The organism is Burkholderia sp. R-40, from assembly GCF_049942845.1.
GTDB lineage: Bacteria > Pseudomonadota > Gammaproteobacteria > Burkholderiales > Burkholderiaceae > Burkholderia > Burkholderia ambifaria.
Genome location: NZ_CP187967.1, coordinates 1,101,074 through 1,126,077, shown reverse-complemented (window position 1 = coordinate 1,126,077; position 25,004 = coordinate 1,101,074). Strand labels below are relative to the sequence as shown.

General features: G+C 68.3%; 25 protein-coding genes and 2 tRNA genes. 16 read left to right on the top strand and 11 right to left on the bottom strand.

Annotated features, from left to right (window positions below):
• Positions 1 to 80: 80 nt before the first annotated feature.
• Positions 81 to 716 (bottom strand): YceD family protein, encoded by a 636-nt coding sequence (locus ACP26O_RS05225; RefSeq protein WP_175661076.1) that lies wholly within the window; start codon positions 714 to 716, stop codon positions 81 to 83.
• A gap of 256 nt (positions 717 to 972) precedes the next feature.
• Between ACP26O_RS05225 and ACP26O_RS05220 the strand changes: the two genes are divergently transcribed.
• Positions 973 to 1,602 (top strand): Maf-like protein, encoded by a 630-nt coding sequence (locus tag ACP26O_RS05220; RefSeq protein ID WP_006759763.1) that lies wholly within the window; start codon positions 973 to 975, stop codon positions 1,600 to 1,602.
• A complete protein-coding gene (locus ACP26O_RS05215) occupies positions 1,599 to 2,321 on the top strand; it encodes an SAM-dependent methyltransferase (protein WP_006752481.1) in 723 nt (240 codons plus the stop codon). Before ACP26O_RS05220 ends, ACP26O_RS05215 begins: the two co-directional genes overlap by 4 nt.
• Before the next feature lie 70 nt (positions 2,322 to 2,391).
• Here ACP26O_RS05215 and ACP26O_RS05210 read toward each other — a convergent pair whose 3' ends face one another.
• From ACP26O_RS05210 to ACP26O_RS05195, 4 genes are read right to left on the bottom strand one after another with little or no spacing between them, the layout of a single operon-like run.
• Positions 2,392 to 3,384 (bottom strand): S49 family peptidase, encoded by a 993-nt coding sequence (locus ACP26O_RS05210; protein ID WP_011656339.1) that lies wholly within the window; start codon positions 3,382 to 3,384, stop codon positions 2,392 to 2,394.
• 12 nt (positions 3,385 to 3,396) lie between these two features.
• Complete coding sequence (locus ACP26O_RS05205) at positions 3,397 to 3,807, bottom strand: Rieske (2Fe-2S) protein (protein WP_126227395.1); 411 nt, start codon at positions 3,805 to 3,807, stop codon at positions 3,397 to 3,399.
• Positions 3,804 to 4,463 carry an HAD-IA family hydrolase gene (locus tag ACP26O_RS05200; protein WP_041491125.1) on the bottom strand — a complete coding sequence of 220 codons (660 nt, stop codon included), beginning with the start codon at positions 4,461 to 4,463 and terminating at the stop codon, positions 3,804 to 3,806. The genes ACP26O_RS05205 and ACP26O_RS05200 overlap by 4 nt, the downstream gene beginning before the upstream one ends.
• Before the next feature lie 5 nt (positions 4,464 to 4,468).
• The gene (locus ACP26O_RS05195) at positions 4,469 to 5,473 is read right to left on the bottom strand and encodes an RluA family pseudouridine synthase (protein ID WP_105833442.1); all 1,005 of its coding nucleotides are present in this window, start codon (positions 5,471 to 5,473) and stop codon (positions 4,469 to 4,471) included.
• A 721-nt stretch (positions 5,474 to 6,194) separates the two neighbouring features.
• Here ACP26O_RS05195 and ACP26O_RS05190 point away from each other — a divergent pair.
• From ACP26O_RS05190 to ACP26O_RS05165, 6 genes are all read left to right on the top strand, one after another.
• On the top strand, positions 6,195 to 9,380 hold the full coding sequence (locus tag ACP26O_RS05190) for an Rne/Rng family ribonuclease (RefSeq protein WP_175664038.1): 3,186 nt from the start codon (positions 6,195 to 6,197) through the stop codon (positions 9,378 to 9,380).
• Positions 9,381 to 9,511: 131 nt separating this feature from the next.
• A complete protein-coding gene (gene moaA, locus ACP26O_RS05185) occupies positions 9,512 to 10,624 on the top strand; it encodes a GTP 3',8-cyclase MoaA (RefSeq protein WP_175656048.1) in 1,113 nt (370 codons plus the stop codon).
• Between the two features lie 28 nt (positions 10,625 to 10,652).
• On the top strand, positions 10,653 to 11,270 hold the full coding sequence (gene mobA, locus ACP26O_RS05180; protein ID WP_175664039.1) for a molybdenum cofactor guanylyltransferase MobA: 618 nt from the start codon (positions 10,653 to 10,655) through the stop codon (positions 11,268 to 11,270).
• A 105-nt stretch (positions 11,271 to 11,375) separates the two neighbouring features.
• Complete coding sequence (glp, locus tag ACP26O_RS05175) at positions 11,376 to 12,671, top strand: molybdopterin molybdotransferase MoeA (protein WP_175664040.1); 1,296 nt, start codon at positions 11,376 to 11,378, stop codon at positions 12,669 to 12,671.
• A gap of 37 nt (positions 12,672 to 12,708) precedes the next feature.
• Positions 12,709 to 12,984, top strand: a complete 276-nt coding sequence (locus tag ACP26O_RS05170; protein ID WP_006401288.1) for a hypothetical protein — start codon at positions 12,709 to 12,711, stop codon at positions 12,982 to 12,984.
• Positions 12,981 to 13,466, top strand: coding sequence for a GNAT family N-acetyltransferase (locus ACP26O_RS05165; RefSeq protein ID WP_175661035.1), 486 nt, complete (start codon positions 12,981 to 12,983; stop codon positions 13,464 to 13,466). The genes ACP26O_RS05170 and ACP26O_RS05165 overlap by 4 nt, the downstream gene beginning before the upstream one ends.
• 94 nt (positions 13,467 to 13,560) lie before the next feature.
• Here the strand turns inward: ACP26O_RS05165 and ACP26O_RS05160 are convergent, their stop codons facing one another.
• The 5 genes from ACP26O_RS05160 to pncB form a co-directional block, all read right to left on the bottom strand.
• Positions 13,561 to 15,048 (bottom strand): DNA recombination protein RmuC, encoded by a 1,488-nt coding sequence (locus tag ACP26O_RS05160; protein ID WP_175664041.1) that lies wholly within the window; start codon positions 15,046 to 15,048, stop codon positions 13,561 to 13,563.
• Positions 15,045 to 16,034, bottom strand: a complete 990-nt coding sequence (locus ACP26O_RS05155; protein ID WP_175664042.1) for a 2-hydroxyacid dehydrogenase — start codon at positions 16,032 to 16,034, stop codon at positions 15,045 to 15,047. Before ACP26O_RS05155 ends, ACP26O_RS05160 begins: the two co-directional genes overlap by 4 nt.
• Positions 16,035 to 16,115: 81 nt before the next feature.
• Positions 16,116 to 17,546: a sodium:proton antiporter gene (locus ACP26O_RS05150; RefSeq protein ID WP_175664043.1), complete on the bottom strand. Its 1,431-nt coding sequence runs from the start codon at positions 17,544 to 17,546 to the stop codon at positions 16,116 to 16,118.
• A 52-nt stretch (positions 17,547 to 17,598) separates the two neighbouring features.
• On the bottom strand, positions 17,599 to 18,261 hold the full coding sequence (locus ACP26O_RS05145) for a LutC/YkgG family protein (protein ID WP_175701243.1): 663 nt from the start codon (positions 18,259 to 18,261) through the stop codon (positions 17,599 to 17,601).
• A gap of 86 nt (positions 18,262 to 18,347) precedes the next feature.
• Entirely contained in the window at positions 18,348 to 19,547 is a 1,200-nt protein-coding gene (gene pncB, locus ACP26O_RS05140; protein WP_175664045.1) for a nicotinate phosphoribosyltransferase, read from the bottom strand.
• Positions 19,548 to 19,833: 286 nt separating this feature from the next.
• Here pncB and fdxA point away from each other — a divergent pair, with 286 nt between their 5' ends.
• From fdxA to ACP26O_RS05100, 8 genes are all read left to right on the top strand, one after another.
• Positions 19,834 to 20,157: a ferredoxin FdxA gene (fdxA, locus tag ACP26O_RS05135; protein ID WP_006753067.1), complete on the top strand. Its 324-nt coding sequence runs from the start codon at positions 19,834 to 19,836 to the stop codon at positions 20,155 to 20,157.
• Between the two features lie 105 nt (positions 20,158 to 20,262).
• Positions 20,263 to 20,338: transfer RNA gene (locus ACP26O_RS05130), tRNA-Asn, on the top strand.
• Positions 20,339 to 20,409: 71 nt separating this feature from the next.
• Positions 20,410 to 20,485 (top strand) — tRNA-Asn (locus ACP26O_RS05125).
• Between the two features lie 107 nt (positions 20,486 to 20,592).
• Complete coding sequence (locus ACP26O_RS05120; RefSeq protein WP_175664046.1) at positions 20,593 to 21,078, top strand: CreA family protein; 486 nt, start codon at positions 20,593 to 20,595, stop codon at positions 21,076 to 21,078.
• 61 nt (positions 21,079 to 21,139) lie between these two features.
• Complete coding sequence (locus tag ACP26O_RS05115) at positions 21,140 to 22,057, top strand: AraC family transcriptional regulator (protein WP_105833434.1); 918 nt, start codon at positions 21,140 to 21,142, stop codon at positions 22,055 to 22,057.
• 122 nt (positions 22,058 to 22,179) lie between these two features.
• On the top strand, positions 22,180 to 22,953 hold the full coding sequence (locus ACP26O_RS05110) for an AzlC family ABC transporter permease (RefSeq protein ID WP_175664047.1): 774 nt from the start codon (positions 22,180 to 22,182) through the stop codon (positions 22,951 to 22,953).
• Positions 22,950 to 23,288 carry an AzlD domain-containing protein gene (locus ACP26O_RS05105; protein ID WP_175664048.1) on the top strand — a complete coding sequence of 113 codons (339 nt, stop codon included), beginning with the start codon at positions 22,950 to 22,952 and terminating at the stop codon, positions 23,286 to 23,288. Before ACP26O_RS05110 ends, ACP26O_RS05105 begins: the two co-directional genes overlap by 4 nt.
• 156 nt (positions 23,289 to 23,444) lie before the next feature.
• Complete coding sequence (locus ACP26O_RS05100; RefSeq protein ID WP_126228792.1) at positions 23,445 to 24,221, top strand: DUF4088 family protein; 777 nt, start codon at positions 23,445 to 23,447, stop codon at positions 24,219 to 24,221.
• Positions 24,222 to 24,336: 115 nt separating this feature from the next.
• On the opposite strand, the gene ACP26O_RS05095 is transcribed toward ACP26O_RS05100, so the two are convergent.
• Complete coding sequence (locus ACP26O_RS05095; RefSeq protein ID WP_175664049.1) at positions 24,337 to 24,747, bottom strand: hypothetical protein; 411 nt, start codon at positions 24,745 to 24,747, stop codon at positions 24,337 to 24,339.
• Positions 24,748 to 25,004 lie beyond the last annotated feature (257 nt).

Below are 25,004 nucleotides of genomic sequence, written 5' to 3'. Positions count from 1 at the left end.
TTTCCGGATTCTAACACAGCCCGATCCGGCGCTTAACTACCCTGGCCCAAAGCCTTTACGCCTTCCCGCGCCACAACTGCTTAGTGTTTCTTGCTGCCGTCCCCGTCCTTCTTCAACGCTTGCAGCGCTGCGAACGGATTCGGCCGTTTGCCTTCGTCCTCGTCTTCGGCGGACTCGTCGTCCGCCTCTTCCGAAGGACCGCTCACACCCGACACGAGGCTTTCGTGAACTGCCGGGCAAACCTCGTGCTTGGGCACGAGCGGCAACGAAAGCAGCAATTCCTCTTCGATCAAGTCGACGAGATCGAACTGGCGTGTGCCCACGATCACATCGGCTTCATCGTCGTCGAGCGGAAATTCTTCAGCTTCTTCTTCGGTCGCAACGACCCGGTACGTCATGTCGACGTCGAACGTCTGGTCGTACGGGGTCATGCAGCGCTGGCACGTGAGCCACGCATGGCCGTGCACCGCGAGTCGCAGATACGGCTGCTGCCCATCGGCGCCGTCGTCCTGCAACTCCTTCTGGGTGAACCCTTCGGCCTGCCACGTGAAGACCGTGTCGCGATCTGGCGCGTCCACCGGCACTTCGTTTAACATGCGCGGCAGCTGCGACAGACGCACCGCACCCGCTGCCTGCCGCCCGCTGCGGGCGAATTCGAACAGGTCGACTGCGTGCGGATCAAGCGATGCCGCCGGCTTGCCAGAAGAAGTGTTCATGTTGCGCTCCTGCCTACAGGCTGACTTGCGGGATCCGGCTTGCCGGCGCCGCTTATCTGGCGCCGCCCACGGACGTGATCTACGCCACGTACGATTACGTAACTTTACTTCCGAAGACCCGGCAGGCGCCACCACAGCGAAAGCCTGCCGACGAAAAGCGGGAAAGCATACCTGTTTTACCTTTTGCGGTCAATCACTTATGCTTGCGCCCTCGCAACGCCGTGCCACACCTGACGATTCACCGACCCAATCGACCATGCCGCATACCGTTTGCCGCCCGCCGCGGCTGATTCTCGCCTCCAGTTCCCGCTACCGCCGCACGCTTCTCGAGCGCCTCGGCCTGCCGTTCGACGTCGTATCGCCCGACCTCGACGAAACCCCGCTCGCGGGGGAAACGCCCGCCGCGACCGCGCTGCGTCTCGCCGGCGCGAAGGCGCGCGCGGTCGCCGCGACCATCGACGCGCCGGACGGCGTGCTCGTGATCGGGTCGGACCAGGTCGCGACGTTCGACGGCCTTCAGATCGGCAAGCCCGGCACGCACGAGCGCGCGCTCGCGCAGCTGCTGTCGATGCAGGGCCGCGACGTCGAGTTCCACAGTGCGCTCAGCCTGTACGACAGCCGCACGGGCGAAACGCAAAGCGAGGACGTCGTCACGCACGTGCGCTTCCGTTCGCTGCCCGAAGCCGAACTCGATGCGTACCTGCGCGCGGAAACGCCGTACGACGTCGCCGGCAGCGCGAAGTCCGAGGGGCTCGGCATCGCGCTGCTCGACGCGATCGACTCCGACGACCCGACGGCGCTCGTCGGCCTGCCGCTGATCGCGCTCACGCGGATGCTGCGCACCGCGGGCTATCCGCTGTTCACTACTCACGGAGACCGCGCATGACGGCCGGCACGCTTTATCTCGTCCCGAACACGCTCGGCGAAGGCGACGAATCGATGCTCGCCGCCGTGCTGCCCGCGGCCGTGCAGGCGCGCGCCGGCACGCTCGGCTATTACATCGGCGAAAACGCGAAAACGACCCGCGCGTTCCTGAAGAAGATCGGCACCACACGGCCGATCCAGGAAATCGCGATCCGCGAACTGAACGTCAACACGCCGGCCGGCGAGATCGACAAGCTGCTCGCCCCGGTGCTCGCGGGCACGGACGCCGGGCTCGTGTCCGAGGCCGGCTGCCCCGCCGTGGCCGACCCCGGCGCGCTGCTGGTGCGCCGTGCGCATGAACGCGGCGTGAAGGTCGTGCCGCTCGTCGGGCCGAGTTCGATCCTGCTCGCGCTGATGGCGTCGGGCCTGAACGGCCAGAGTTTCGCGTTCAACGGCTATCTGCCGGTCGATGCGGCCGCGCGCGCGAAACGCCTGCGCGAGCTCGAGCAACTGTCGCGCAAGGGCCGCCAGACGCAGATCTTCATCGAGACGCCGTACCGGAACCACGCGATGCTCGACACACTCGTCGCGACCTGCGCGCCGTCGACGCAGATCTGCGTCGCGGCCGACCTGACCCTCGAAACCGAGACGATCGCCAGCCGTTCGGTGGCGGACTGGAAAAAGGCGCCGGCGCCGAATCTGCACAAGCGCCCCGCCATCTTCCTGCTGCTCGCGAACTGACGCGCCGACGCCCGCAGCCGCCTCGCGGCACGGAGCGCGCGGCTGCGTTCGCCGCGGCGCGGGCCCGCGCTCAGCGCAGGCTGAACGACGTGCCGCCGGCGGCGAGCGCCTTCATCGCGGCACCGCCGACCGCCGCGCCGAATTTGCGCGCGACGCGGTTCGTCAGGCTTTCCTTCACCGTGTAGTCGACGAGATCCGGCGCCTTCAGCACGTCGCGCGCGACCGTGTCGGTCGTGCCGTAGCCGTCGGCGAGGCCAAGCTCGACGCTCTTCTCGCCCGTCCAGAACAGACCCGAGAACATGTCGGGCGTTTCGTGCAGCCGCTTGCCGCGACCGTCCTTCACGGCCTTGATGAACTGCGCATGGACCTGGTCGAGCAGTGCCTGCGCATGCGCGTCCATCTTCGGCGTCTCGGGCGAGAACGGGTCGTAGAAGCCCTTGTTTTCGCCCGACGTGTGCAGACGGCGATCGACGCCGAGCTTGCCCATCAGGCCCGTGAAGCCGAACCCGTCCATCAGCACGCCGATCGAGCCGACGATGCTCGCCTTGTCGACGAAGATCTTGTCGGCGGCGGACGCAATGTAATAACCGCCCGATGCGCACATGTCGGTCACGACGACGTACAGCGGCTTGTTGGGATATTTCGTGCGCAGCCGGCGGATCTCGTCGTAGACCATCCCGGCCTGCACCGGGCTGCCGCCCGGGCTGTTGATCCGCAGCACGACGCCGGCCGCGCCGTCGTCGTCGAACGCGGCGTCGAGCGCCGTATTGATGTCTTCGCCGTTCGCGTTGGTGCCTGCCGCGATCTCGCCGTCGATCGTCACGAGCGCCGTGTGGCGCCCGGTCGACGCGAACTTCGCATCGTTCGAGAAATCGATCAGCGCGAACGCGAGCAGCAGGAACACGCCGAGGAACGCGAAGCGGAAGAAGATCTTCCAGCGCCGCGCCGCGCGCTGTTCCTTGACGGCCGCGAGCGCGATCCGCTCGAGCGCCGCGCGCTCCCAGTTCGGCTCGCGGCTGTCGGGACGGGACGAGGAATCAGGGATATTCGGTTGGTCGGCCATGCAGTGGTGTCGTCAGTCGGTCGTGGCGGGAGGAGTCGAAGCGGCGGGACGCAGGTCGGCATCGGGCACCCAGAATACCGCACGGCCATCGGGCATGTCGCGCTCGTCGACCTCCACCGGCCGCAGGCGGCCGCCGCGGCACGGGCCGCCGACGCACTTGCCGGTGTCCGGCGCGTAGATCGCACCGTGCGTCGCGCACATCAGGTAAAGGCCCGACGACTCGAAGAACTGCCCTTCGGCCCAGTCGAGCTCCATCGGCACGTGTGCGCAGCGGTTCAGGTAGCCGTACGCACGGCCGTCGTAGCGTACGAAGAACACGACCGCCTGCTCGCCGCGCAGCGTCGCGTCGACGCGCACGCCGGCGCCGCCGTCGGTCAAGGCGTCCGATGCGCACACGCGCACGGCTTCCGGCGCCGCGCTCATGCGTGCTCCCGCAGCCACGCCGCCAGCGCGACGACGTCCGGCGCGACGAAGCGCGGCGTCAGCGCGGCCAGCGCCTCGGCCGTATGCGCGCCGTAGGACACGCCGACGCCGGCTGCGCCCGCGCTCGCCGCCATCTGCAGGTCGTGCGTGGTGTCGCCGATCATCACGGTACGCGCCAGATCCTGCCCCAATTCGCGGGACAGTTCGTGCAGCATCGCCGGGTGCGGCTTCGAGAACGTTTCGTCCGCGCAGCGCGTCGCATCGAACAGGCTCGTCAGCTTCGACTGGTCCAGCACGCGATTCAGCCCGACCCGGCCCTTGCCGGTCGCGACCGCCAGGAGGTAACCCGTATCGCGCAATTCCGCGAGCAGTTCGCGCACGCCGGCGAACAACTCGATGCGCTGATCGTCCAGCAGGTAGTGAAAGCGGTAACGCTCGGCCAGCCGCGGATAGTCGGACGGATCGAGGGTCGGAGCAGTAATGCGCAGCGCATCGCGCAGCCCGAGGCCGATCACATAGCGGGACGCCTCGTCCGACGGCGTGGGCAGGCCGAGATCGCGGCACGCGGCCTGGATGCTGTGCGCGATGTGCGCAGTCGAATCCATCAGCGTGCCGTCCCAGTCGAAGACGATCAGGTCAAATTGCTGTCGGGCCATGCGAGTCATGCGTTATCGCGCAAAGCGCTGAGTTGATCGAGGAAGCGGCGGCATTCGTCCGGCAGCGGCGCGTCGAACTGCAGCGGCTCGCCGGTCAGCGGGTGCGCGAGCTTCAGCCGGTGCGCATGCAGGAACATCCGTTTCAGCGACGGCTGCGCGTTCGCGCGCGCCAGCGCCTTGTTCAGTGCGAAATCGCCGTACTTGGCGTCGCCGGCGATCGGCAGGCCGAGATGCGCGAGGTGCACCCGGATCTGATGGGTCCGGCCCGTTTTGAGTTCCGCTTCGACCAGCGCGTAATCCGGCCAGCGCTCGAGCAGGTTGAACACCGTGTGCGACGGCAGGCCGTCGTCCTGCACGCGCACGCGCCGCTCCCCTTCCGCGGTCGAATACTTGAACAGCGGCGCCTTCACCGCGCGGCGGCGGCCCCAGTCGGCCTGCCACTCCCCGTGTCCGCATGCGAAGTAACGCTTGTCCATCCGGTTTTCGCGGATCTGCTCGTGCAGGCCGACGAGCGCCGTGCGCTTCTTCGCGAGCATCAGGATCCCGGACGTCTCGCGGTCGAGCCGGTGCACGAGCTCGAGGAATTTCGCGCGCGGACGCGCCTGGCGCATCTGCTCGATCACGCCGAACGCGACGCCGCTGCCGCCGTGCACCGCGACGCCGGCCGGCTTGTTGATGACGAGCATCGCATCGTCTTCGTACAGCACCTCGAACTGCGCGGGCGGCACGATCGGCGTGTCGGCGCGCGCGAGATCGGCCGCCGCCACCCGCACCGGCGGCACGCGGACGATGTCGCCGAACGCGAGACGATACTGGGCATCGACCCGACCCTTATTCACGCGCACTTCGCCGCTGCGCAGGATCCGGTAAATATGGCTTTTGGGCACGCCTTTACAGACGCGCAACAGGAAGTTGTCGATCCGCTGACCGGCCGAGTTTTCGTCGATCTCGAGCATCGATACCTGGCCGCTTGCGACTGAATTCTGGGATATTTTGCCTAACTCATTCATACTGAATATAATTTTGCCCAGCCTGACGTTGAGGGTAGCCTGACAGGCCGGCCCCGGCTGAATCGGGCAAGGCGCAAGCGCAAACCGCTATTTTACTTGCGCCGGGGGTCCGCTGCTCGCCCCTAATCAAAGAGATGCAGCAAGTTGCACGCACGGCGCCGCCCGTCGGCAAGGATCGCGCCCACAGGCGGATTCGGTCGGCAAGGCGCCGCGGTAACGGAAAGTTGGTTGAAAAGAATTTGATCGGTAGCCCGACGGCGCGAAGTGCGTCCGCAGGCTGCCGGTTGCGAAAATTACGGCGTTGCGCCTGATTTGGCCCCGCGAAGGTGCGGGGCTTGGCGACGTCAAACCAGGGAAGTACACCCCAAGCGGGAAAGTCGGGTTGGATTCGATACTCCCCGCTGCGGCCCAAGCCGCAGCATCTGCCGCCCGTCGGCGCGCGCGACGTATTGTGCGCGCCCGTGGCGATGCCCGGACTCAGGCTTAGCGCGCTTGTGCAGCGTGCGGTGTGTGAACGCCGTGCTTTGAAACCGTATTCGCAGGTGCCCAACGGCCGCCGGCCCCGTCTTTCGGGCCCAAGCGCCTCTTCAGGCAATTCTCCCCGCCATCCTTCCCGCTCCAGCGTGCTTGTGACAACACAACAAGGTGCGGCCTGCCGTCGTTCCCGCCTTCGCGACTGACAACCGCGAGGCGCCGGCAGCGGAGCCGCCTGGAGTCGTTCATGAAACGCATGCTGTTCAATGCGACGCAGCAGGAGGAGCTGCGCGTCGCCATCGTCGATGGGCAAAAGCTCATCGACATCGACATCGAGACAGCCGGGCGCGAACAGCGCAAAGGCAATATCTACAAAGGTGTCATCACCCGTATCGAGCCGTCGCTCGAAGCGTGCTTCGTCAACTACGGCGAAGACCGCCACGGCTTCCTGCCGTTCAAGGAAGTCGCCCGCCAGTACTTCAAGGACGGCATCGACATGCGCTCCGCGCGCATCCAGGATGCGCTGCGCGAAGGCCAGGAACTGATCGTTCAGGTCGAGAAGGAAGAGCGCGGCAACAAGGGCGCCGCCCTCACGACCTTCATCTCGCTCGCCGGCCGCTACCTCGTGCTGATGCCGAACAATCCGCGCGGCGGCGGCGTGTCGCGCCGGATCGAGGGCGACGAGCGCCAGGAACTGCGCGAAACGATGGCGCAGTTGCAGATTCCGGACGGCATGAGCATGATCGCCCGCACCGCGGGCATCGGCCGCAGCGCCGAGGAACTGCAGTGGGACCTGAACTATCTGCTGCAGCTGTGGCGCGCGATCGAAGCGGCGTCGCAAAGCGGCAATGCCGGCCAGCCGATGCTGATCTATCTGGAATCGAGCCTCGTGATCCGCGCGATCCGGGACTATTTCCAGCCCGATATCGGCGAAATCCTGATCGACACGACCGAGATCCACGATCAGGCCCGTGCGTTCATGGACATCGTGATGCCGGACAACGTGTCGAAGGTGAAGCGCTACCACGACGACGTGCCGCTCTTCTCCCGCTTCCAGATCGAGCACCAGATCGAGACGGCCTACTCGCGCACGGTACCGCTGCCGTCCGGCGGCGCGATCGTGATCGACCACACCGAAGCCCTCGTCGCGATCGACGTGAACTCGGCGCGCGCGACCAAGGGCGCGGACATCGAGGAAACGGCGACCCGCACGAACCTCGAAGCGGCGGACGAAGTGGCCCGCCAGCTGCGCCTGCGCGACCTCGGCGGCCTGATCGTGATCGACTTCATCGACATGGAGTCGGCCAAGAGCCAGCGCGAAGTCGAGCAACGCCTGAAGGACGCGCTCAAGCACGACCGTGCGCGCGTGCAGATGGGCAAGATCTCCCGCTTCGGCCTGATGGAACTGTCGCGCCAGCGCCTGCGTCCGGCGCTGTCGGAAGGCAGCCACGTGACGTGCCCGCGCTGTAACGGCACCGGCCACATCCGCGATACCGAATCGTCCGCGCTGCAGGTCCTGCGGATCATTCAGGAAGAAGCGATGAAGGAAAACACCGCGGCGATCCACTGCCAGGTGCCGGTCGAGGTGACCGCCTTCCTGCTCAACGAGAAGCGTCAGGAAATCAACAAGATCGAGTCGCGCTTCAAGGTCGGCATCGTGCTGATCCCGAACAAGCACCTCGATACGCCGCACTACAAGCTCGAGCGCCTGCGTCACGACGACGCGCGCCTCGACGATCCGCGCGCGTCCTGGAAGATGGCCGAGGAAGCCGCCCGCGAACTGGAGTCGGAAACCGGCTACAGCAAGCGCACGGCCGACGTGAAGCCGAAGCAGGAAGCGGCGGTCAAGGGCATCACGCCCGAGCGCCCGGCGCCGAGCGCGGCACCGCAGCGCCCGGCCGAGCCGGTTGCGGCGGCGCCCGCCCCGGTCGCCGTGGCAAGCAACGGCGGCTTCATCGGCTGGCTGAAGGGTCTGTTCGGCATGTCGCCGGCCCCGGCGCCCGCGCCGGTTGCACCGGCACCGGCGAAGGAACAGGCTGCCCGCCCGGCCCGCGAGCGGACCGAGAAGACCGAGCAGCGCGGCGGCGATCGCAACCGCAACCGCCGCGGCGGCGCCCAGCAGGCTCAGGGTGGCCGCGACCAGGCAGCGACAGGCCGTGGCCAGTCGCAACGCCAGGAACGCGAAGGCAAGGAAATTCGCGAGCCGCGTGAACCGCGTGAACCGCGCGAGGGTCGTGAACCGCGTGAAAGCCGCGAGCCGCGCGAAAGCCGTGAGGGTCGCGAAGGTCGTGAGGGCCGTGGCCCGCGCGAAGGCCGCGAGCCGCGTGAAAGCCGTGAGAGCCGCGAGCCGCGCGAGAACCGCGAACCGCGCGAGCGCGTCGAGCAGCCGGAAGCCGTCGAGGCCGGCGGCCGCGGCGAGCGCCAGGAACGCGGCGAACGTCGCGAGCGTGGTGAGCGCCGCAAGCCGGTGCAGCACGCGGCGACGCTCGAGACCGTCAACCGTGGCGAAAACCATCCGGAAGCCGAAGCCGACCAGGCCGTCGCGGCCCTGCCGGGCGCCGATGTCGGTGCCGACGCGGAAGCCGGCGCACGTGACGGCGAGGAACGTCGCCGTCGCCGCCGCGGCCGCCGCGGTGGTCGTCGCGAGCGCGAGGACGAAGGCTCGGTGGTCGAGCATGCCGAGCAAGGCGCGGACGGCGAAGGCCCCGTGCACGCCGTGACGACGGAAGCCCCGAACGCGGTCGAGCCGGCCCGTACGGCCGCACCGGTCGCCGTGGCGTCCATGGCAGCCGTTTCGGCAGCAGGCGCCGCGGTTGCGGAAGCCGAAGTCGAGGAGCGTGCCGAAGCGGTCGCACCGGCCGCGGTCGAGTCGCAAACGGCACCGGTTCGTGTCGAAGCGACGCCGGTCGCACCGCTCGAGCCCGCCCCGGTCGCACCGGCAGCCGAACCGGCACCGGTCACGCCGGCCGCTGAATCGGAAGCCGGCCCGGCTCCGGTCGCGGTTTCGCCGACCGATGCGTTCGAAGTGCCGGCCGCACCGGCTGCTGTCGAAGCGCCGCAGTCCGCGCCCGTCGAGCAAGCCGCACCGGCACCGGTCGTGGCAGCTGAGGTCGCTCCCGCACCCGTTGCTCCGGCACCGGTCGCACCGGCTCACGTCGAACCGGCTCGCGTCGAAGCCGCACCGGCCGAAACCGTTGCCGCACCGGCTCCGGCTCCGGCGCCCGCCCAGCCGGCCGCCGCGCCTGCTTCGGCGAGCCTCGATGCCGTGCTGGAGCAAGCCGGTCTCGTGTGGGTGAACACGGACGCCGACAAGTTCCGCGCTGCCCAGGAAGCCGCGTCGCGCCTGCCGCGTCCGGCCCGCGTGCCGCGCGAGCGCAAGGCGCAGCCGCCGGTCGACCCGACCCCGATGCAGCAGGTCGAAACGCACCGCTAAGCGGCGCATCGCACGACCAGGAAAAGCCCGCCTCCGGCGGGCTTTTTCATTTCCGCGCTGCGGGTTTCCGCCCCCCGGCCCGGCCGGCCGCTTGCGGCTAAAATAGAGGCCTGACTCGCACTTCTTTCAACATGTCCCGACGCATCATTCCCCTCGCCGACGTCAGCGGGATGCCGGATATCTCCGGCGTCGCGCATACCCCCGACGGCGCGCTGGCCGACAGGTTCGCCAGGCCGCTGCGCGACTTGCGCATCTCGGTGACGGACCGCTGCAACTTCCGCTGCGTGTACTGCATGCCGCGAGACGTGTTCGACAAGGACTACCCGTTCCTGCCCCACAGCGCGCTGCTCACGCACGAAGAGATCGAGCGGGTGGCGCGGTTGTTCGTCGCCCACGGCGTCGAAAAGATCCGGATCACGGGCGGCGAGCCGCTGCTGCGCAAGAACCTCGAATTCCTGATCGAGCGTCTCGCGCGCCTGACGACTCACGACGGCCGCCCGCTCGACCTGACGCTGACCACCAACGGCTCGCTGCTCGCGCGCAAGGCGCGCGCGCTGAAGGACGCCGGCCTCACGCGCGTGACGGTCAGCCTCGACGCGCTCGACGACACGCTGTTCAAGCGCATGAACGACGCCGACTTCGCGAGCGCCGACGTGCTCGAGGGCATCTTCGCCGCGCAGGCCGTGGGCCTCGCGCCCGTCAAGGTCAACATGGTCGTGAAGCGCGGCACCAACGATAGCGAAATCCTGCCGATGGCCGAGCGCTTCCGCGGCACCGGCGTGATCCTGCGCTTCATCGAATACATGGACGTCGGCACGTCGAACGGCTGGAACATGACCGAGGTGCTGCCGTCCGCGGACGTCGTCGCGCGGATCGCCGAGCGGTTCCCGCTCGTGCCGCTCGACGCGCACACGGCGGCGGAAACCGCGCAGCGCTGGGGCTATGCGGACGGCGGGGGCGAGATCGGCGTGATCTCGAGCGTCACGCAGGCATTCTGCGGCGACTGCACGCGCGCCCGGTTGTCGACCGAAGGCAAGCTGTACCTGTGCCTGTTCGCATCGACGGGCCATGACCTGCGCGCACTGGTGCGCGGCGGCGCCAGCGACGCCGAGATCGCGACCGCGATCGCCCGGATCTGGCAGGCCCGCACCGACCGCTATTCGCAGCTGCGCGGCAGCGCGGCCGCCGACGCCGCGCCCGACGGCGCCGGCAAGCGCGTCGAAATGTCGTACATCGGCGGCTGACGCGCGCCGCCCCAGCCGACTTCCCGAGATGTCCGCTTCCCCGTCGCCCTCCATCACCGGCCTGCTGCTCGCGGGCGGCCGTGCCACGCGCATGGACGGCGCGGACAAGGGCCTGCAGCTGCTCGACGGCACGCCGCTCGCGCTGCACGTGCTGCGCCGGCTCTCGCCGCAAGTCGACGAGACGCTGATCAGCGCGAATCGCAACGCCGATCGCTACGCCGAGCTCGGTGCGCCTTTCGACGCGCGCATCGTCGCGGACGAAACAGCCGATTTCCCCGGCCCGCTCGCGGGGCTGCTCGCCGGCATGCGGGCGGCGCGCGCCCCGCTCGTCGCGTGCGCGCCGTGCGATACGCCCTATTTGCCGGCCGACCTGGTCGCGCGGCTGCATGCGGCGCTCGACGCGCAGCGGGCCGACATCGCGATGGCCGTGACCGTCGACGCGCAGCACGCGCGTTCGCCGCAGCCGACCTTCGCGCTGCTGCGCACGTCGCTTGCCGACGATCTCGCCGCCGCGCTCGCGGCCGGCGAGCGGAAGGTCCGTGCGTGGTACGCACGCCACAAGACGGTCGAAGTCGAGTTTCGCGACGAGCGTGCGTTTTACAATGCCAATTCCTGGCATGAACTCGCCGCGCTTGCCCGCCGCTGACGGCACCGGCATCCGTTCCCGCCCGCCGCATGCGCCTTCGCGCTCAGGCGCCGTCCGCGCGCCACCGGCCACGAACCCGATACGCCTTGCGGCGCAGTCCGACTGATGATCACGCAATCCTCGCCCGCCTCCCGAACCGCACCCGATTCCGCCGCCCCGCTGTCGCTCGCCGACGCGCAGGCGCTCGCGTGCCGGTTTGCGGTGCCGGTCGACGCGTGCGACACGGTGTCGCTGCATGACGCACTCGATCGCGTGCTCGCGGTCGACGTGAACGCGCCGTTCGACATCCCCGCGTACGACAACTCGGCGATGGACGGCTATGCGTTCGACGGCGGCGCAGGCGCGCCGGCAGCGGCCGCCGATATCACGCTGACGGTCGCCGGCACGGCGTTCGCCGGCCATCCGTTCGACGGATCCGTGACGGCCGGCACGTGCATTCGCATCATGACCGGCGCGCCGATGCCGGCCGGGTGCGACACGGTCATTCCGCAGGAGCGCGTGCGCGTCGACGGCGACGTGATCCGCTTCGCCGCACACGACGTCGCACGCGGCGCAAACTGCCGCCGGGCCAGCGAGGATCTCGCGCGCGGCGCCTGCGCGCTCGCCGCCGGCCGCATCCTGCGCCCGTCCGATCTCGGCCTGCTCGCGTCGTTCGGGTTGCGCGAAGTCACGGTGCGCCGCCGCGTGCGCGTCGCCGTGTTCTCGACCGGCGACGAACTGCGCGAACCGGGCGAGCCGCTCGGCCGCGGCTCGCTGTACGACAGCAATCGCGCGATGCTGGTCGCGATGCTCGAAAGGCTGCACATCGACGCGCTCGATCTCGGCATCGTCCGCGACGATCCGGCCGCGCTCGAACGCGCGCTGCGCGATGCCGCCGACGCACGGGCCGACGCGGTGATCACGTCGGGCGGCGTATCGGCCGGCGAAGCCGATTTCACGCGCGACGTGATGGCGCGGCTCGGCGACGTGACCTTCGCCAGCCTCGCATTGCGACCCGGCCGGCCGCTCGCGTGCGGCACGCTTTCGCGCGCGGGCGACGGCGCCGGCCCCGTGCTGTTCTTCGGGCTGCCCGGCAACCCGGTCGCGTCCGCCGTGACGTTCTACGCGATCGTGCGCCCCGCGCTGCTGACGCTGGCTGGCGCGCACACGCCGCCGCCGGCGACGTACACGGCGCTCAGCACCGTGGCATTGAAAAAGCGTCCGGGCCGCACCGAATACCTGCGCGCCATCGCGACGCGTGCCGCCGACGGCCAGTGGCACGTCGCGCCGGCCGGTTCGCAGAGTTCCGCATCGTTGAGCGGTCTCGCGGCCGCCAACTGTTTCATCGTCCTGGGCCACGATTGCGCGACAGTCGACGCGGGCGCCCCGGTCGACATCCTGCCGCTCGACGGCCTGATCTGAATTCCAATCGATATATCTCTACGGGGGCAATCCGCACATGAAGAAACAAATCTCGTCGATCGCCGCGGGGCAGACCGCAAAGGCGCTGATCCTCGTCTACCTGACGTTCAGCGTGCCGATCGTGCTGCTCGGCATCCTGGTCGCGTACGTCCGCTACGGGATGGTGGAGCTGAGCACGATCCTGAGCGCGCTGCTGCTGAACGCGATCCTCGGTTTCGTGCTGCTGTGGATCGCCTGCCACGCCTACAACTGGGTCGCCTCGCGCTTCGGCGGCATCGAGATCGTGCTGTCCGATCCGCCGGAGGAAGCTTGAGCGGCACGCCGCTGATCCGCGCGGCCGAAGCGCGCGACGTCGGCGCGATCCTCGCGCTGATGCGCGAGCTGGCCGAGTTCGAGAAACTCACGCACCTGTTCGTCGCGAGCGACGCCGATCTGGCCGACGCACTGTTCGGCGCGCACCCGGCCGCCGAAGCGCTGGTGGCCGAGCGCGACGGCGCGATCGTCGCGTATGCGCTGTTTTTCCACAACTATTCGACGTTTCTCGGCCGTCGCGGGCTGTATCTCGAGGATCTGTACGTGCAGCCGTCGCAGCGCGGCACGGGTCTCGGCACCGCGATGCTGCAGCACCTCGCGGCACTCGCCGTCGAACGCCGCTGCGCGCGCTTCGAATGGTCGGTGCTCGACTGGAACCAGCCGGCGATCGATTTCTACGAGAAGATGGGCGCGACCGTGCTGCCGGAGTGGCGCATCGTGCGCGTAACCGGCGACGCATTGGACGCGCTCGCCGCACGCTGAACGCGGGCCGGCCATGCCGGTCGCCGCTGCAAAAAAACGGGCGCCACGGCGCCCGTTTTTCGTTTCAGCCGGTTACGGCCGCACACGTCATGCGTCATGCCTCGTCCGCATCGGCACCGTCTGCGCCGTCCGCGACTTCCGCACCCAGCAGCCCGGCCGCCGTATCGCCCGGTAACGCCTCGACCTGCTTCAGCTTGCGGTTCATCACGCGCGTGCGCTGCTCGGCCGCCTCGATCGAGCGCGTGACCGTTTCGAGCTGCGCCTTCGTGCGCGCAAGCACATCGCCGAACTTGCCGAACTCGGTCTTCACCGCGCCGAGCACCTGCCACACTTCGCTCGAGCGCTGCTCGATCGCGAGCGTGCGAAAGCCCATTTGCAAGCTGTTCAGCAAGGCGGTCAGCGTAGTCGGCCCGGCCACCGTCACGCGATAGTCCCGCTGCAGCATGTCGGTCAGCCCCGGGCGGCGCAGGATCTCCGCAAAGAGCCCCTCGGTCGGCAGGAACAGCAGCGCGAAATCGGTCGTATGCGGCGGTGCGACGTACTTCTCGGCGATCGTCCTCGCCTCCATCCGCACGCGCGCCTCGAGCGCACGGGCCGCTTCCTCCACCGCCACCGAATCGGCACGTTCCTGCGCATCGATCAGCCGCTCGTAGTCCTCGCGCGGAAATTTCGCGTCGATCGGCAGCCACACCGGCGGCGCGTCGCCCGTCCCGGCGGCGCGGCCCGGCAGCCGGATCGCGAACTCGACACGTTCGCTGCTCCTCGGCACCGTCGCGACGTTCTTCGCGTACTGGTCGGGCGTGAGCATCTGCTCGAGCAATGCCTCGAGCTGCACCTCGCCCCAGGTGCCGCGCGTCTTCACGTTGGTCAGCACCTTCTTCAGATCGCCGACGCCGGCCGCGAGCGTCTGCATCTCGCCGAGCCCGCGGTGCACCTGCTCGAGCCGGTCCGACACGAGCTTGAACGATTCGCCGAGCCGGTGTTCGAGCGTCGCATGCAGCTTCTCGTCGACGGTGCGGCGCATCTCCTCGAGCTTCGCCGCGTTGTTCGTCTCGATTTCCTTCAGCCGCTGCTCGAGCGTCGCGCGCACTTCGCCGATCCGGCGATCGTTGGCCTCGGTAAGTTGCGTGAGCTGCCTGTTCAGCGTGTCGCCGAACAGGCGCAGCGCGACCGTCTGCTCTTCGCGCGCCTGCTGCGCCTGACGCTGCACGCTCTCGCGCATCGCGTCGAACTGCTGCGCGTTGCCGGCGACGAGCTTGCCGAGCTGTTGCGCGAAACCGTCGATCTGGTTGTTCTGCACGGTCGCGATGCTCGTCAGCTGGGTCGCGAGCGTCTGCTGAAGCTGCGAGAAACTGCCGGCCAGCTCGGTGCGCGAGCCGCGCGCGTTCTCGACGATCTCGCCGCGCAGCTCGCGTTCGAGCCGTTCGACCGCGAGCGCCTGCGCGTGCGCGGCGTCCTCGATCTGGTCGCCGAGCACGGCCGCATCGTCGTGGCGGCCGCCGCCGCGCACGAGCGCGACGATCGCCACCGCGAGCGCGATGGCCAGCACGACGACCGCCGCCAGCAACAACATCGTCGTCATGCGCGCGACTTCCCGATCACGTCAGGGTTGATCGGATTCGGCGGCTGCCCCGCGCGCGGCCCAACGCCCAGTGCGGCGATCAGGTTGTCGGCCGCGAGGTTCGCCATCGCGCGGCGTGTCTTCTCGGTCGCGCTCGCAATGTGCGGCGTCAGCACGACGTTCGGCACCTCGAGCAGCGCCGGATGGACGCTCGGCTCGCCTTCGTACACGTCGAGGCCGGCCGCTGCGATCGTCCCGTCGCGCAGCGCGGCAGCCAGCGCCGCGTCGTCAACGATGCCGCCGCGCGCGATGTTGGTCAGCGTCGCGGTCGGCTTCATCTTCGCGAGCTCGGCCGCGCCGATCGTGTGATGGTTCTCCTTCGTGTACGGCAGCACGAGCACGACGTGATCGGCGCGCGCCAGCAGCGCGTCCTTCGCCACGTATTCGGCGTTCAGCTCAGCCTCGATCTCCGGTGCGACCCTCGACCGGTTGTGATAGATCACCTGCATCCCGAAGCCGCGCGCGCGGCGTGCGAGTGCCTGGCCGATGCGCCCCATGCCGATGACGCCGAGCGTCGACCCGTAAATGTCGCTGCCGAGGAAACCGTCGTACGCCCACTTCTGCCAGTGCCCGGCGCGCAGCCAGTGCTCGGATTCGGCGATCCGGCGCGCGGCCGCCATCATCAGCGCCCAGCCGAAATCCGCGGTGGACTCGTTCAGCACGTCGGGCGTGTTGGTGCCGAGCACGTTCGCCGCGTTGAACGCGGCCATGTCGAAGTTGTTGTAGCCGACCGCCATGTTCGACACGACGCGCAGGCGCGGCGCCGCCGCAAGCGCGGCCGCGCCGATCGGGTCGCCCGCCGTCAGCGCGCCGTCCTTGTCGGCAAGACGCGCGGCAAGCGCGTCGGGGGCGAGCGCGTCGCCGTTGTTCCAGTCGACTTCGAAATACTGTTCGAGCCGTTCGATCACGTCCGGAAAGATCGGACGTGCGACCAGGATCTTCTGCATCGCCATCTCCGCATGCCGCGGCCGGAACGCGGCGCATCGTGCGCCGCCGGAACCGTCCACGCTTGGTTGAAAATCGTCAGCCTACGCCGGGAAGAAGAGCCACGACGTCAGCAGGAATACCGGTACCAATATCACGAGCGCCCAGCCGAGATACGCGAAGAAGCTCGGCATCCTCACGCCGCGCGACTCCGCGATCGCCTTCACCATGAAGTTCGGCGCATTGCCGATGTAGCTGTTCGCGCCCATGAACACCGCCCCCGCGGAAATCGCGGCAAGCGTCGTCGCGCCCGTCGTCATCAGCGCTTGCGCGTCGCCGCCCGCGAGGTTGAAGAACACGAGATAGGTCGGCGCGTTGTCGAGGAACGACGACAGCAGGCCCGTCGCCCAGAAGTACATCGCGTCGATCGGCTTGCCGTCGGGGCCCGTGACGAGATGGACGATCTGCGCGAACGCGCCCTGCGCACCCGCGCGCAGGATCACGATCACCGGCGCGATCGTCACGAAGATCCCGGCGAACAGCTTCGCGACCTCCTCGATCGGCGCCCAGTTGAATGCGTTGCCTTCGCGCGCCGAGCGCGGTGTCAGCGCGAGCGACGCGAGCGCCACGACGATGAGCGCAACGTCGCGCACGAGATTCTGCAGCGCGACGTGCGTGCCCCACACGTCGAACGTGATGCCCGGCTTCCAGATGCCGCTCATCAGCACGAGGCCGATCACGGCCGCGAGCAGCACGAAGTTGACCTTGCCGTCGATCGACAGCGCGCCGCCGTCGGGCGTCGGGTCGAGCGCGGCCGGCCGCTCCTCGCCGCCCTTCCGGTAGAAGTACGTATCGAGCACGAAGAACAGCGTCAGCAGCACCGCGCAGATGAACAGCATCGGCAGCGCGAGATGCGTGGTCGTCCAGAAGAAGCTCACGCCGTTCAGGAAGCCGAGGAACAGCGGCGGATCGCCGAGCGGCGACAGCGAGCCGCCCGCGTTCGCGACGAGGAAGATGAAGAAGATCACGACGTGCACGACATGCTTGCGGTTGTCGTTCGCGCGCAGCAGCGGGCGGATCAGCAGCATCGCGGCGCCCGTCGTGCCCATCACGCTCGCGAGCAGCGTGCCGAGCGCGAGGATCGCGGTGTTCAGCTTCGGCGTGCCGTGCAGGTTGCCGTTGACGCAGATGCCGCCGGCGACCGTATAGAGCGCGGTCAGCAGCACGATGAACGGGATGTATTCCTCGAGCAGCGCGTGCACGAGCGTACCGAACGCCGTGCCGGCGCCGAATGCGACCGCGAACGGCGCCAGGAACGCGATCGCCCACGCCGCGGCGATCTTGCCGAAGTGGTGATGCCAGAACACCGGCGCGACGAGCGGGAACACCGCGATGGACAGCAGGATCCCGGCGAACGGGATACCCCAGAGTGCGGACAGCGTGGCACCGTCGAGCGTGGCGGCCGATGCGAGCGCGGGAAGCGCGCCAAGCGCGGCTCCCGACGCCATGCCCGCCCAGGCGGCATGTCGTTTCATGCAGAACTTCCTTGTGCGAGTGAGTCGAGTGAGGATGAAGCCGGCGCGCGCGTCATGCGCCGCGCACGACGATCGCGTGAACGCGGTACGGGCCGTGTGCGCCCAGCACGATGGTCTGCTCGATATCGCCCGTGCGCGACGGCCCCGATACGAAATTGACTGCACGCGGCAATTCGCCGCGCTCCGCGCGAATCAGCGCGAATGCATCTTCATGGCCCGCGACGATCCGCGACGCCGGCACGATCGCGATGTGCGTCTCCGGCAGCAGCGCGGCCGACGCGTAGGTGTCGGGGCCGGACAACAGCACCAGCGCACCCGTTTCGGCGGTGGCGCAAAAGCAGCCGGTCAGGCCGACGAGGTCGCCCTCGCGCGGCTTGCGGCATTCGACCGACAGGCCCGCGCCGGCCCAGTCGAGCTCGGCGAGCGTGCGCCAGGCGACGGCCTGCATCGGCAGGCCGTGAGCGGCAAGATAGCGGGCGGCGGCGGCGGGCGCATCGGCCAGCGTCGCGACTTCGTCGACCGTCGTCGACAGGCGCGCCGCTTCGTCGACGAATGCGGCGACGAGGTCGGCCGGCATCGGCGGGCGCGGCCCTTCGGGATGGCGAGCGAGATACTCGGCGACGCCGTCGCGCTCCGCTGCATCGGGTTCGGGCGCGCGTCCTTGCGCCGCGCGAATGCGTGCGAGGATCTGGCGACGGGCAGCGGAAGTGTCCATGAACGGTCCTCGTGACATGAGCGTGCGATATCGTCGGATTATACCGGCCGCCCTCGCCGCGACGCACCAGGCCGAACGGCCGACGCCTACTGCGATGCGTCGTCGTCGGCCGGCTGCGCGATGCCGAACACCTGGCGCAGGTACGCGAGATACGCGCGGTCGTCGCACATGCTCTTGCCCGGCGAATCCGACAGCTTCGCGACCGGCTGGCCGTTGCACCGGACCATCTTGATCACGATCTGCAGCGGCACGTAGCCGAGATCGTTCGTGAGGTTGGTGCCGACGCCGAACGCGAGCTTGCAGCGGTTGCGGAATCGTTCGTACAGCTGCATGACCTTCGGAATGTCGAGCGCATCCGAGAACACGAGCACCTTGGTGCGCGGGTCGCAGCGGTTCGCCTCGTAGTGGCGCAGCATGCGCTCGCCCCACTCGAACGGATCGCCCGAATCGTGGCGCGCGCCGTCGAACAGCTTGCAGAAGTACATGTCGAAGTCGTTCAGGAACGCATCCATCCCGTAGACGTCCGACAGCGCGATCCCGAGGTCGCCGCGATACTCCTTCGCCCACATCTCGAAACCGTAAGTCTGCGAATCGCGCAGGCGCGGGCCGAGCGCCTGGCATGCCTGCAGGTATTCGTGCGCCATCGTGCCGAGCGGCGTCAGCTCGTGCTTCATCGCGTAGAACACGTTGCTCGTGCCCGCGAACTGCGGCCCGAGCCCGTCGCGCAGCGTCAGCGCGACCTCCTCGTGCCACACCTTCGAGAAGCGTCGGCGCGTGCCGTAGTCGGCGATCTTGCAGTCGGCGAACTCGGGCTTCGCGCCGAGCAGCTTGATCTTCTCGCGCAGCCGCTCGCGGCCTTCGCGATAGTCGGGCTCGCGCTGCGTGTTGCGGAAATAGACTTCATTGACGATCGCGAGCACCGGGATCTCGAACAGGATCGTGTGCAGCCACGGCCCCTCGATCACGATGTCGATCTCGCCGTTGCCCTTCGGCGAAGGCGTGATCGAGATGTACTTCTCGTTCAGGTGGAACAGCGCGAGGAAGTCGACGAAATCGCTCTTGATGAAGCGCATCCGCCGCAGGTAGTCGAGTTCGACGTCGGTGAAGCGCAGCGAACAGAAGCCGCGCACCTCGTCGCGGATCTCGTCGATGTACGGGACGAGATCGACGCCGGGCGTGCGGCACCGGAACCGGTACTCGACGTTTGCGGCGGGAAAGTGATGCAGGACGACCTGCATCATCGTGAACTTGTAGAGATCCGTGTCGAGCAGCGAAGTGATGATCATGATTACGGCACCGCCAATATCGAGACAGGGTCCGGCACACCGCGCGCCGCCCGGTCTGTCGGCCATGTTACCCGAATGCGGGCCGGACCATCGTGAAAGCGCGCCTGCCCGCTCCGGGCGGGCCGCGGCCGGCGCACGCGCGGCGCCCCCCGTCGGCCCCATAAACTAATCACGAAACGATATAAGCCGGAAAGCCGACCACGTCATGCGGGTTTTGCGCTTCAGTTACAATGCCGCTTTTGGCGCAAACGCCACCCCATATATACCGCCAAGCAGGAGCGTTTTAATGACTCACGTTGTGACCGAAGGCTGCATCAAGTGCAAATACACGGACTGCGTGGATGTGTGCCCGGTGGATTGCTTCCGTGAAGGTCCCAACTTTCTCGCCATCGATCCGGACGAGTGCATCGACTGCGCCGTGTGCGTCGCCGAGTGCCCGACCAATGCGATCTATGCCGAAGAAGACGTTCCGGGCGACCAGCAGCAGTTCACCGAGCTGAACGCCGAGCTGGCGAAGAACTGGCCGTCGATCACGAAGACCAAGCCGGCACCGGCCGACGCGGACGAGTGGAAGGACGTGCAGGAAAAGCTGCACCTGCTCGAGCGCTGATCGCGCAGCGGCGCCGCGCAATATTTTTTGCGCCCCGCCGCTCAAAGGTGTTGACAGGTTAGCCAACGCTCCATACAATCTCGTTTCTCTGCTGTTGTTGTTTGTTCCCCGATAGCTCAGTCGGTAGAGCGCCGGACTGTTAATCCGTAGGTCCCTGGTTCGAGCCCAGGTCGGGGAGCCAAAAAAGCAAAGGCCCGTTGAATGTGCGCGGGTTTCTTGTTGGAAACAAACCAAGCAGATGTACCGATTTATTCCCCGATAGCTCAGTCGGTAGAGCGCCGGACTGTTAATCCGTAGGTCCCTGGTTCGAGCCCAGGTCGGGGAGCCAGACAGCGAAAGGCCCGTCATTCGACGGGCCTTTTGTTTTTCCGGCGCCCGTCGCTCACCGCCGCGCATGCTAGAGTCTTTATCCCGCATTCGCATCCGGTTCCGTCGATGAAGCACCGCCTCCTTTCCGCCTTGCCGTTCACCCTCTTCCTCTCGGCCTTTGCCGCCGCGCCGCTCGCGCACGCGGAGGAAGTCGGCAGCGTCAACACCCATTTCCGCGTGACGGGCTCCGACCGCGTGGTCGTCGAAGCGTACGACGATCCGCTCGTGACCGGCGTCACCTGCTACGTGTCGCGGGCGCGCACCGGCGGGATCAAGGGCTCGCTCGGCGTCGCGGAGGATCCGAGCGAAGCGTCGATCGCGTGCCGGCAAGTCGGCCCGCTCAGCTTCAAGGAGCCGCTCAAGCAGCAGACCGACGTGTTCAGCGAGCGGATGTCGTTCATCTTCAAGACGCTGCATGTCGTGCGCGTCGTCGACAAGAAGCGCAACACGCTCGTCTACCTGACCTACAGCGATCGCATCGTCAGCGGCAGCCCGAAGAACGCCGTCACCGCGGTGCCGATGCCGGCCGGCACGACGATTCCGGTCAAGTAAGCGCGCGCCTGCCGGGTGCGCGAGCGCTACACTTACCCATTCGACCGCTCCGCGCCCGATCATGTCCGCCACCCGCCTTCCCGACGCCGCACGCTACTGGCGCACGCCGCTGCTGCCGGATGCGGATCTGCTCACGGCCACCTATCGCAACCACGCATTCGCGCCGCACTGGCACGACGCCTATACGATTCCGGTGATCCTCGAAGGTGCGGAGCGCTACACGTGTCGCGGCAGCGGCCATGTCGCCGAAACCGGCACGGTGCCCGTGATCAATCCCGGCGAAGTGCACACAGGCTCGCGCGCGACCGACGAAGGCTGGTGCTATCGCGTGAGCTACGTGCCGGTCGACTACATTCGCGCGCTCGCCAGCACGATCGCCGGTCGGCCGCAGGATGCGCCGTGGTTTCCGTCCGACGTGATCCGCGACCCCGATCTCGCGGCGCGGCTCGCGCTGGCCCACCGGATGATGGAGGCCGGCAGCGAACGCATACCGTCCGCCCACTCGCACGACCAGCCGGCCGATGACGCTCCGACGGCCGGCGCTCCGGCAGCGGGTGCACCGCGCCTCTACGATCCCCTCGCCGCCGAAACGGCGATGCTCGACGCGCTGTCGACACTGATCGCGCGCCATGCCGACGCGCGGCTGCAGCCTGCGGCGCTCGCGGCCGACGAGCCGCGCGTCGAGGTGATGCGCGAACGGCTCGCCGCCGATCTCACGTGCCCGGTCACGCTCGGCGACGTCGCGCAGGCCGCCGGCCTGTCGCCGTTTCATGCAGCGCGGCTGTTCACCCGCACGACCGGGATGCCGCCGCATGCGTGGCGCAATCAGTTGCGGCTGCAGCGTGCGCTCGCACCGTTGCGCGCGGGCGTGTCGATTGCAGAGGTCGCCGCGGCCAGCGGCTTCGTCGACCAGAGTCACTTCACGCGACATTTCAAACGGATGTTCGGCGTACCGCCCGGACGCTGGCAGGCGCGCTGACGCGCCCACACCCCTCCCTGCATCGACCACCCGCTGCAACCGGCACGCGGATTGCGCCGCCGGCCCCCGCGGGCGCAAGAACATACAAGCCGCCACGGCATCGGCCCGCTATCCTCCCCGTCATGGAGAAGCGTCCCTTGAATCCCCCATCCACACCGTCGCCCCCGCCGCGCAGTCCATTCAACGAATGGCTCGACGGCGCGCGCGACACGATCCCGATGATGATCGGCGCGGCGCCGTTCGGCGTGATCTTCGGCACGCTCGTCGCCGGCGGGCCGCTCGCCGCCTGGCACGGCGCGCTGATGTCGCTCGCGGTGTTCGCGGGCTCCGCGCAGTTCATCGCACTCGGCCTGATCGCCGGCAGCGCGAGCTTCGTCGTCGTGCTCGCGACGACGCTGATCGTGAACCTGCGTCACCTGCTGTACAGCGCGACGCTCGCGCCGTACGTCGCGCACCTGCCGCTGCGCTGGCGCGCGACGCTCGGCGCGCTGCTGACCGACGAGGTGTTCGCCGTCGCCTACTCGCACTACCGGCACTTCCCGCCCGGCGCGATCGGCCCCCACTACTTCTTCGGTTCGGGCCTCGCGATGTACCTGAACTGGCAGGTCTGGACGCTCGCGGGCATCGGCTTCGGCGCGGCCTTCCCGGGCCTCCAGTCGCTCGGCCTCGATTTCGCGATGGCGGCGACCTTCATCGCGATCGTCGTCCCGCAGCTCGGCAAGCTGCGCTATTTCGCTGCCGCCGCGACAGCCGGCACGCTCGCCTACTTCTGGCAGGGCTGGCCGTACAAGCTCGGGTTGCTGGGCGCGGTCGCCGCCGGCGTCGCGGTCGGTGTCGCGCTCACGCTGCGGCACGAGCGCTCGCGCACCGGTTCACGCACGGAGGCCGCCTCGTGAGCTACGCGCTGCTGATCCTCGGGATGGCCGCGATCACCTATGCGATCCGGACGACGTTGTTCCTGTTCGGCGAGCGGCTGACCTTCCCGCCGCTCGTGCGGACCGCGCTCGGCTTCGTGCCCGTCACCGTGCTGACCGCGATCATCGTGCCGATGACCGTCTCTCCGCACAGCGGCACGGCCGAGCTGACCTGGCGCAATCCGCAGCTCGTCGGCGCACTCGCCGCGGTGCTGGTGTCGGCGACGACGCGCCGGCCGCTCGTGACGATCGCCGTCGGGCTCGCGGTGTTCTTCTTCTGGCAAGGGATCGTGATGCCGCACTGGCTGCCGGCCTGAGCGGAGTTGCCGGCCGCGCTCAAGTTTTCGTCCGGCGCGCCGATATAGGGGATGAAGACCCGCCACAGCCTCGGCGCGAACGGTCCGTCGACGCTGCGCCCGTACCGGTGCACGACGCCGGGCGCCGACACGCGCGGGCCGCCATCGAGACGATTCATGGGCCAGATCACCCTTTCCCTCAAGGACGACACGCTTGCGTCCTTGCGCAAGGACTACGACGCGTTCGTACGCGTATCGCTGAAACTCGACCCGCAGTTCGCGACGCCGTCGTTCGAGGATTTCCTGCGCGCCAAGCTGCTCGACAACATGGTGCCGCTGACCGAGCATGCCGTGCAGCGGATGCTCGAAGGCGGCCAGTACGCGTGGGCGAAGCGCACGCTCGACAAGGAATTCCCGGACGTCGTCGCGATCCTGATGCGGCAGGCCGCCGAATTCGGCTTCGGCTTCGCGTCGCGCGCCGAGTGGACCCCCGACGAGCTCGCGAAGGCGTGCCGCGACTGGGCCAAGGCGATCGTCGCCGAAGCGCAGGGCGACGCGTCGCTGATCGATCCGCTCGCCGCGCAGATCAAGAGTGCGGTGCACGACATCCAGGCGCTCGAGGAAATGATGCAGACGCCCGCGTGGCGGCTCGCGGAATCGCTGCGCCAGCGCATCTACGAGGCCAAGCTCGCGTGCGAGATGAGCGTCGGCAGCGCCGCGCGCGACAAGCTCGGCGAATTGCGCGGCCTGCTGCGGCTCGGGCTCGCGCACGGTTCGTTCCAGAAACAGGAAGCGCAGCAGATCATGGAATACCTGCGGCTCCTGAAGCCCGAGATCTTCATCGAGGAACCGTACGACGTATTCGCGCGGCTCGCCGCGTGGCTGCGCGGCGTGTTCGCGCCGGCCGCCGCACGACCGGCGCACGGGCCGGGGCCGGAACAGCGCCGGCCATGACGATCGGCCCGCACGCATGAAGAACGGCCCGGTTCGCGCGAAGCGAACCGGGCCGCCGTTCGATCGCCGTCACGACGCGCCGTCCGGGACGAACATCGTGACGGGCGGGCGCCGCTTACTGCGTGCCGCCCGCGGCCGATGCACCGCCCTGCACACCCGTCGACGCACCGCCTTCGACCGCCTCGTCGCCGACCTTCGACTTCGTCGAGCGGGCTTGGTGCTTGGCCGACTTCGTCGCATGCTTCGCGTGCTTCTTGGTCGAATGGACCGACGACGCCGCCGTATCCTTCGCGCCGTCGGCTGCCGCACCGACCGCATCGGTCGCGCCACCGACCGCGCCGCCCGACGCATTCGTGCCGGCACCACCCTGCATGCCCGCGCCGGCGCCGGCCCCTGCTGCCGGGGTCTGCGTCTGCACGCCGGCGCCTGCGGTACCCTGCGTTGCGACGCCCGTCTGCGCGAATGCGGCCGAAGTTGCGAACGCCGTCAGCGCGGCACCGATCAGCATCGTACGAATCTTGGACATGACTATCCTCCTCGAGAAGTTGTGGGCGCGGAGCACATCGATACGCTCCGTCGCGTCCCCTGCCGCAACACGCAGCAGGTACGACAGAAGACCCGCGCGCCGCCCGGCCGGTTCTCGAATCTCTCAGACTGTTACCCACCGTTTCATTTGCTGACGAATCGCTCACAGTCCTTAACAACTGCACGCGAACCCGTACGAACCGGCCCGGATGTCCGCGCTCGCGCGCCGGGCCGCGGTGCCGTATGATGCGGAGCGAT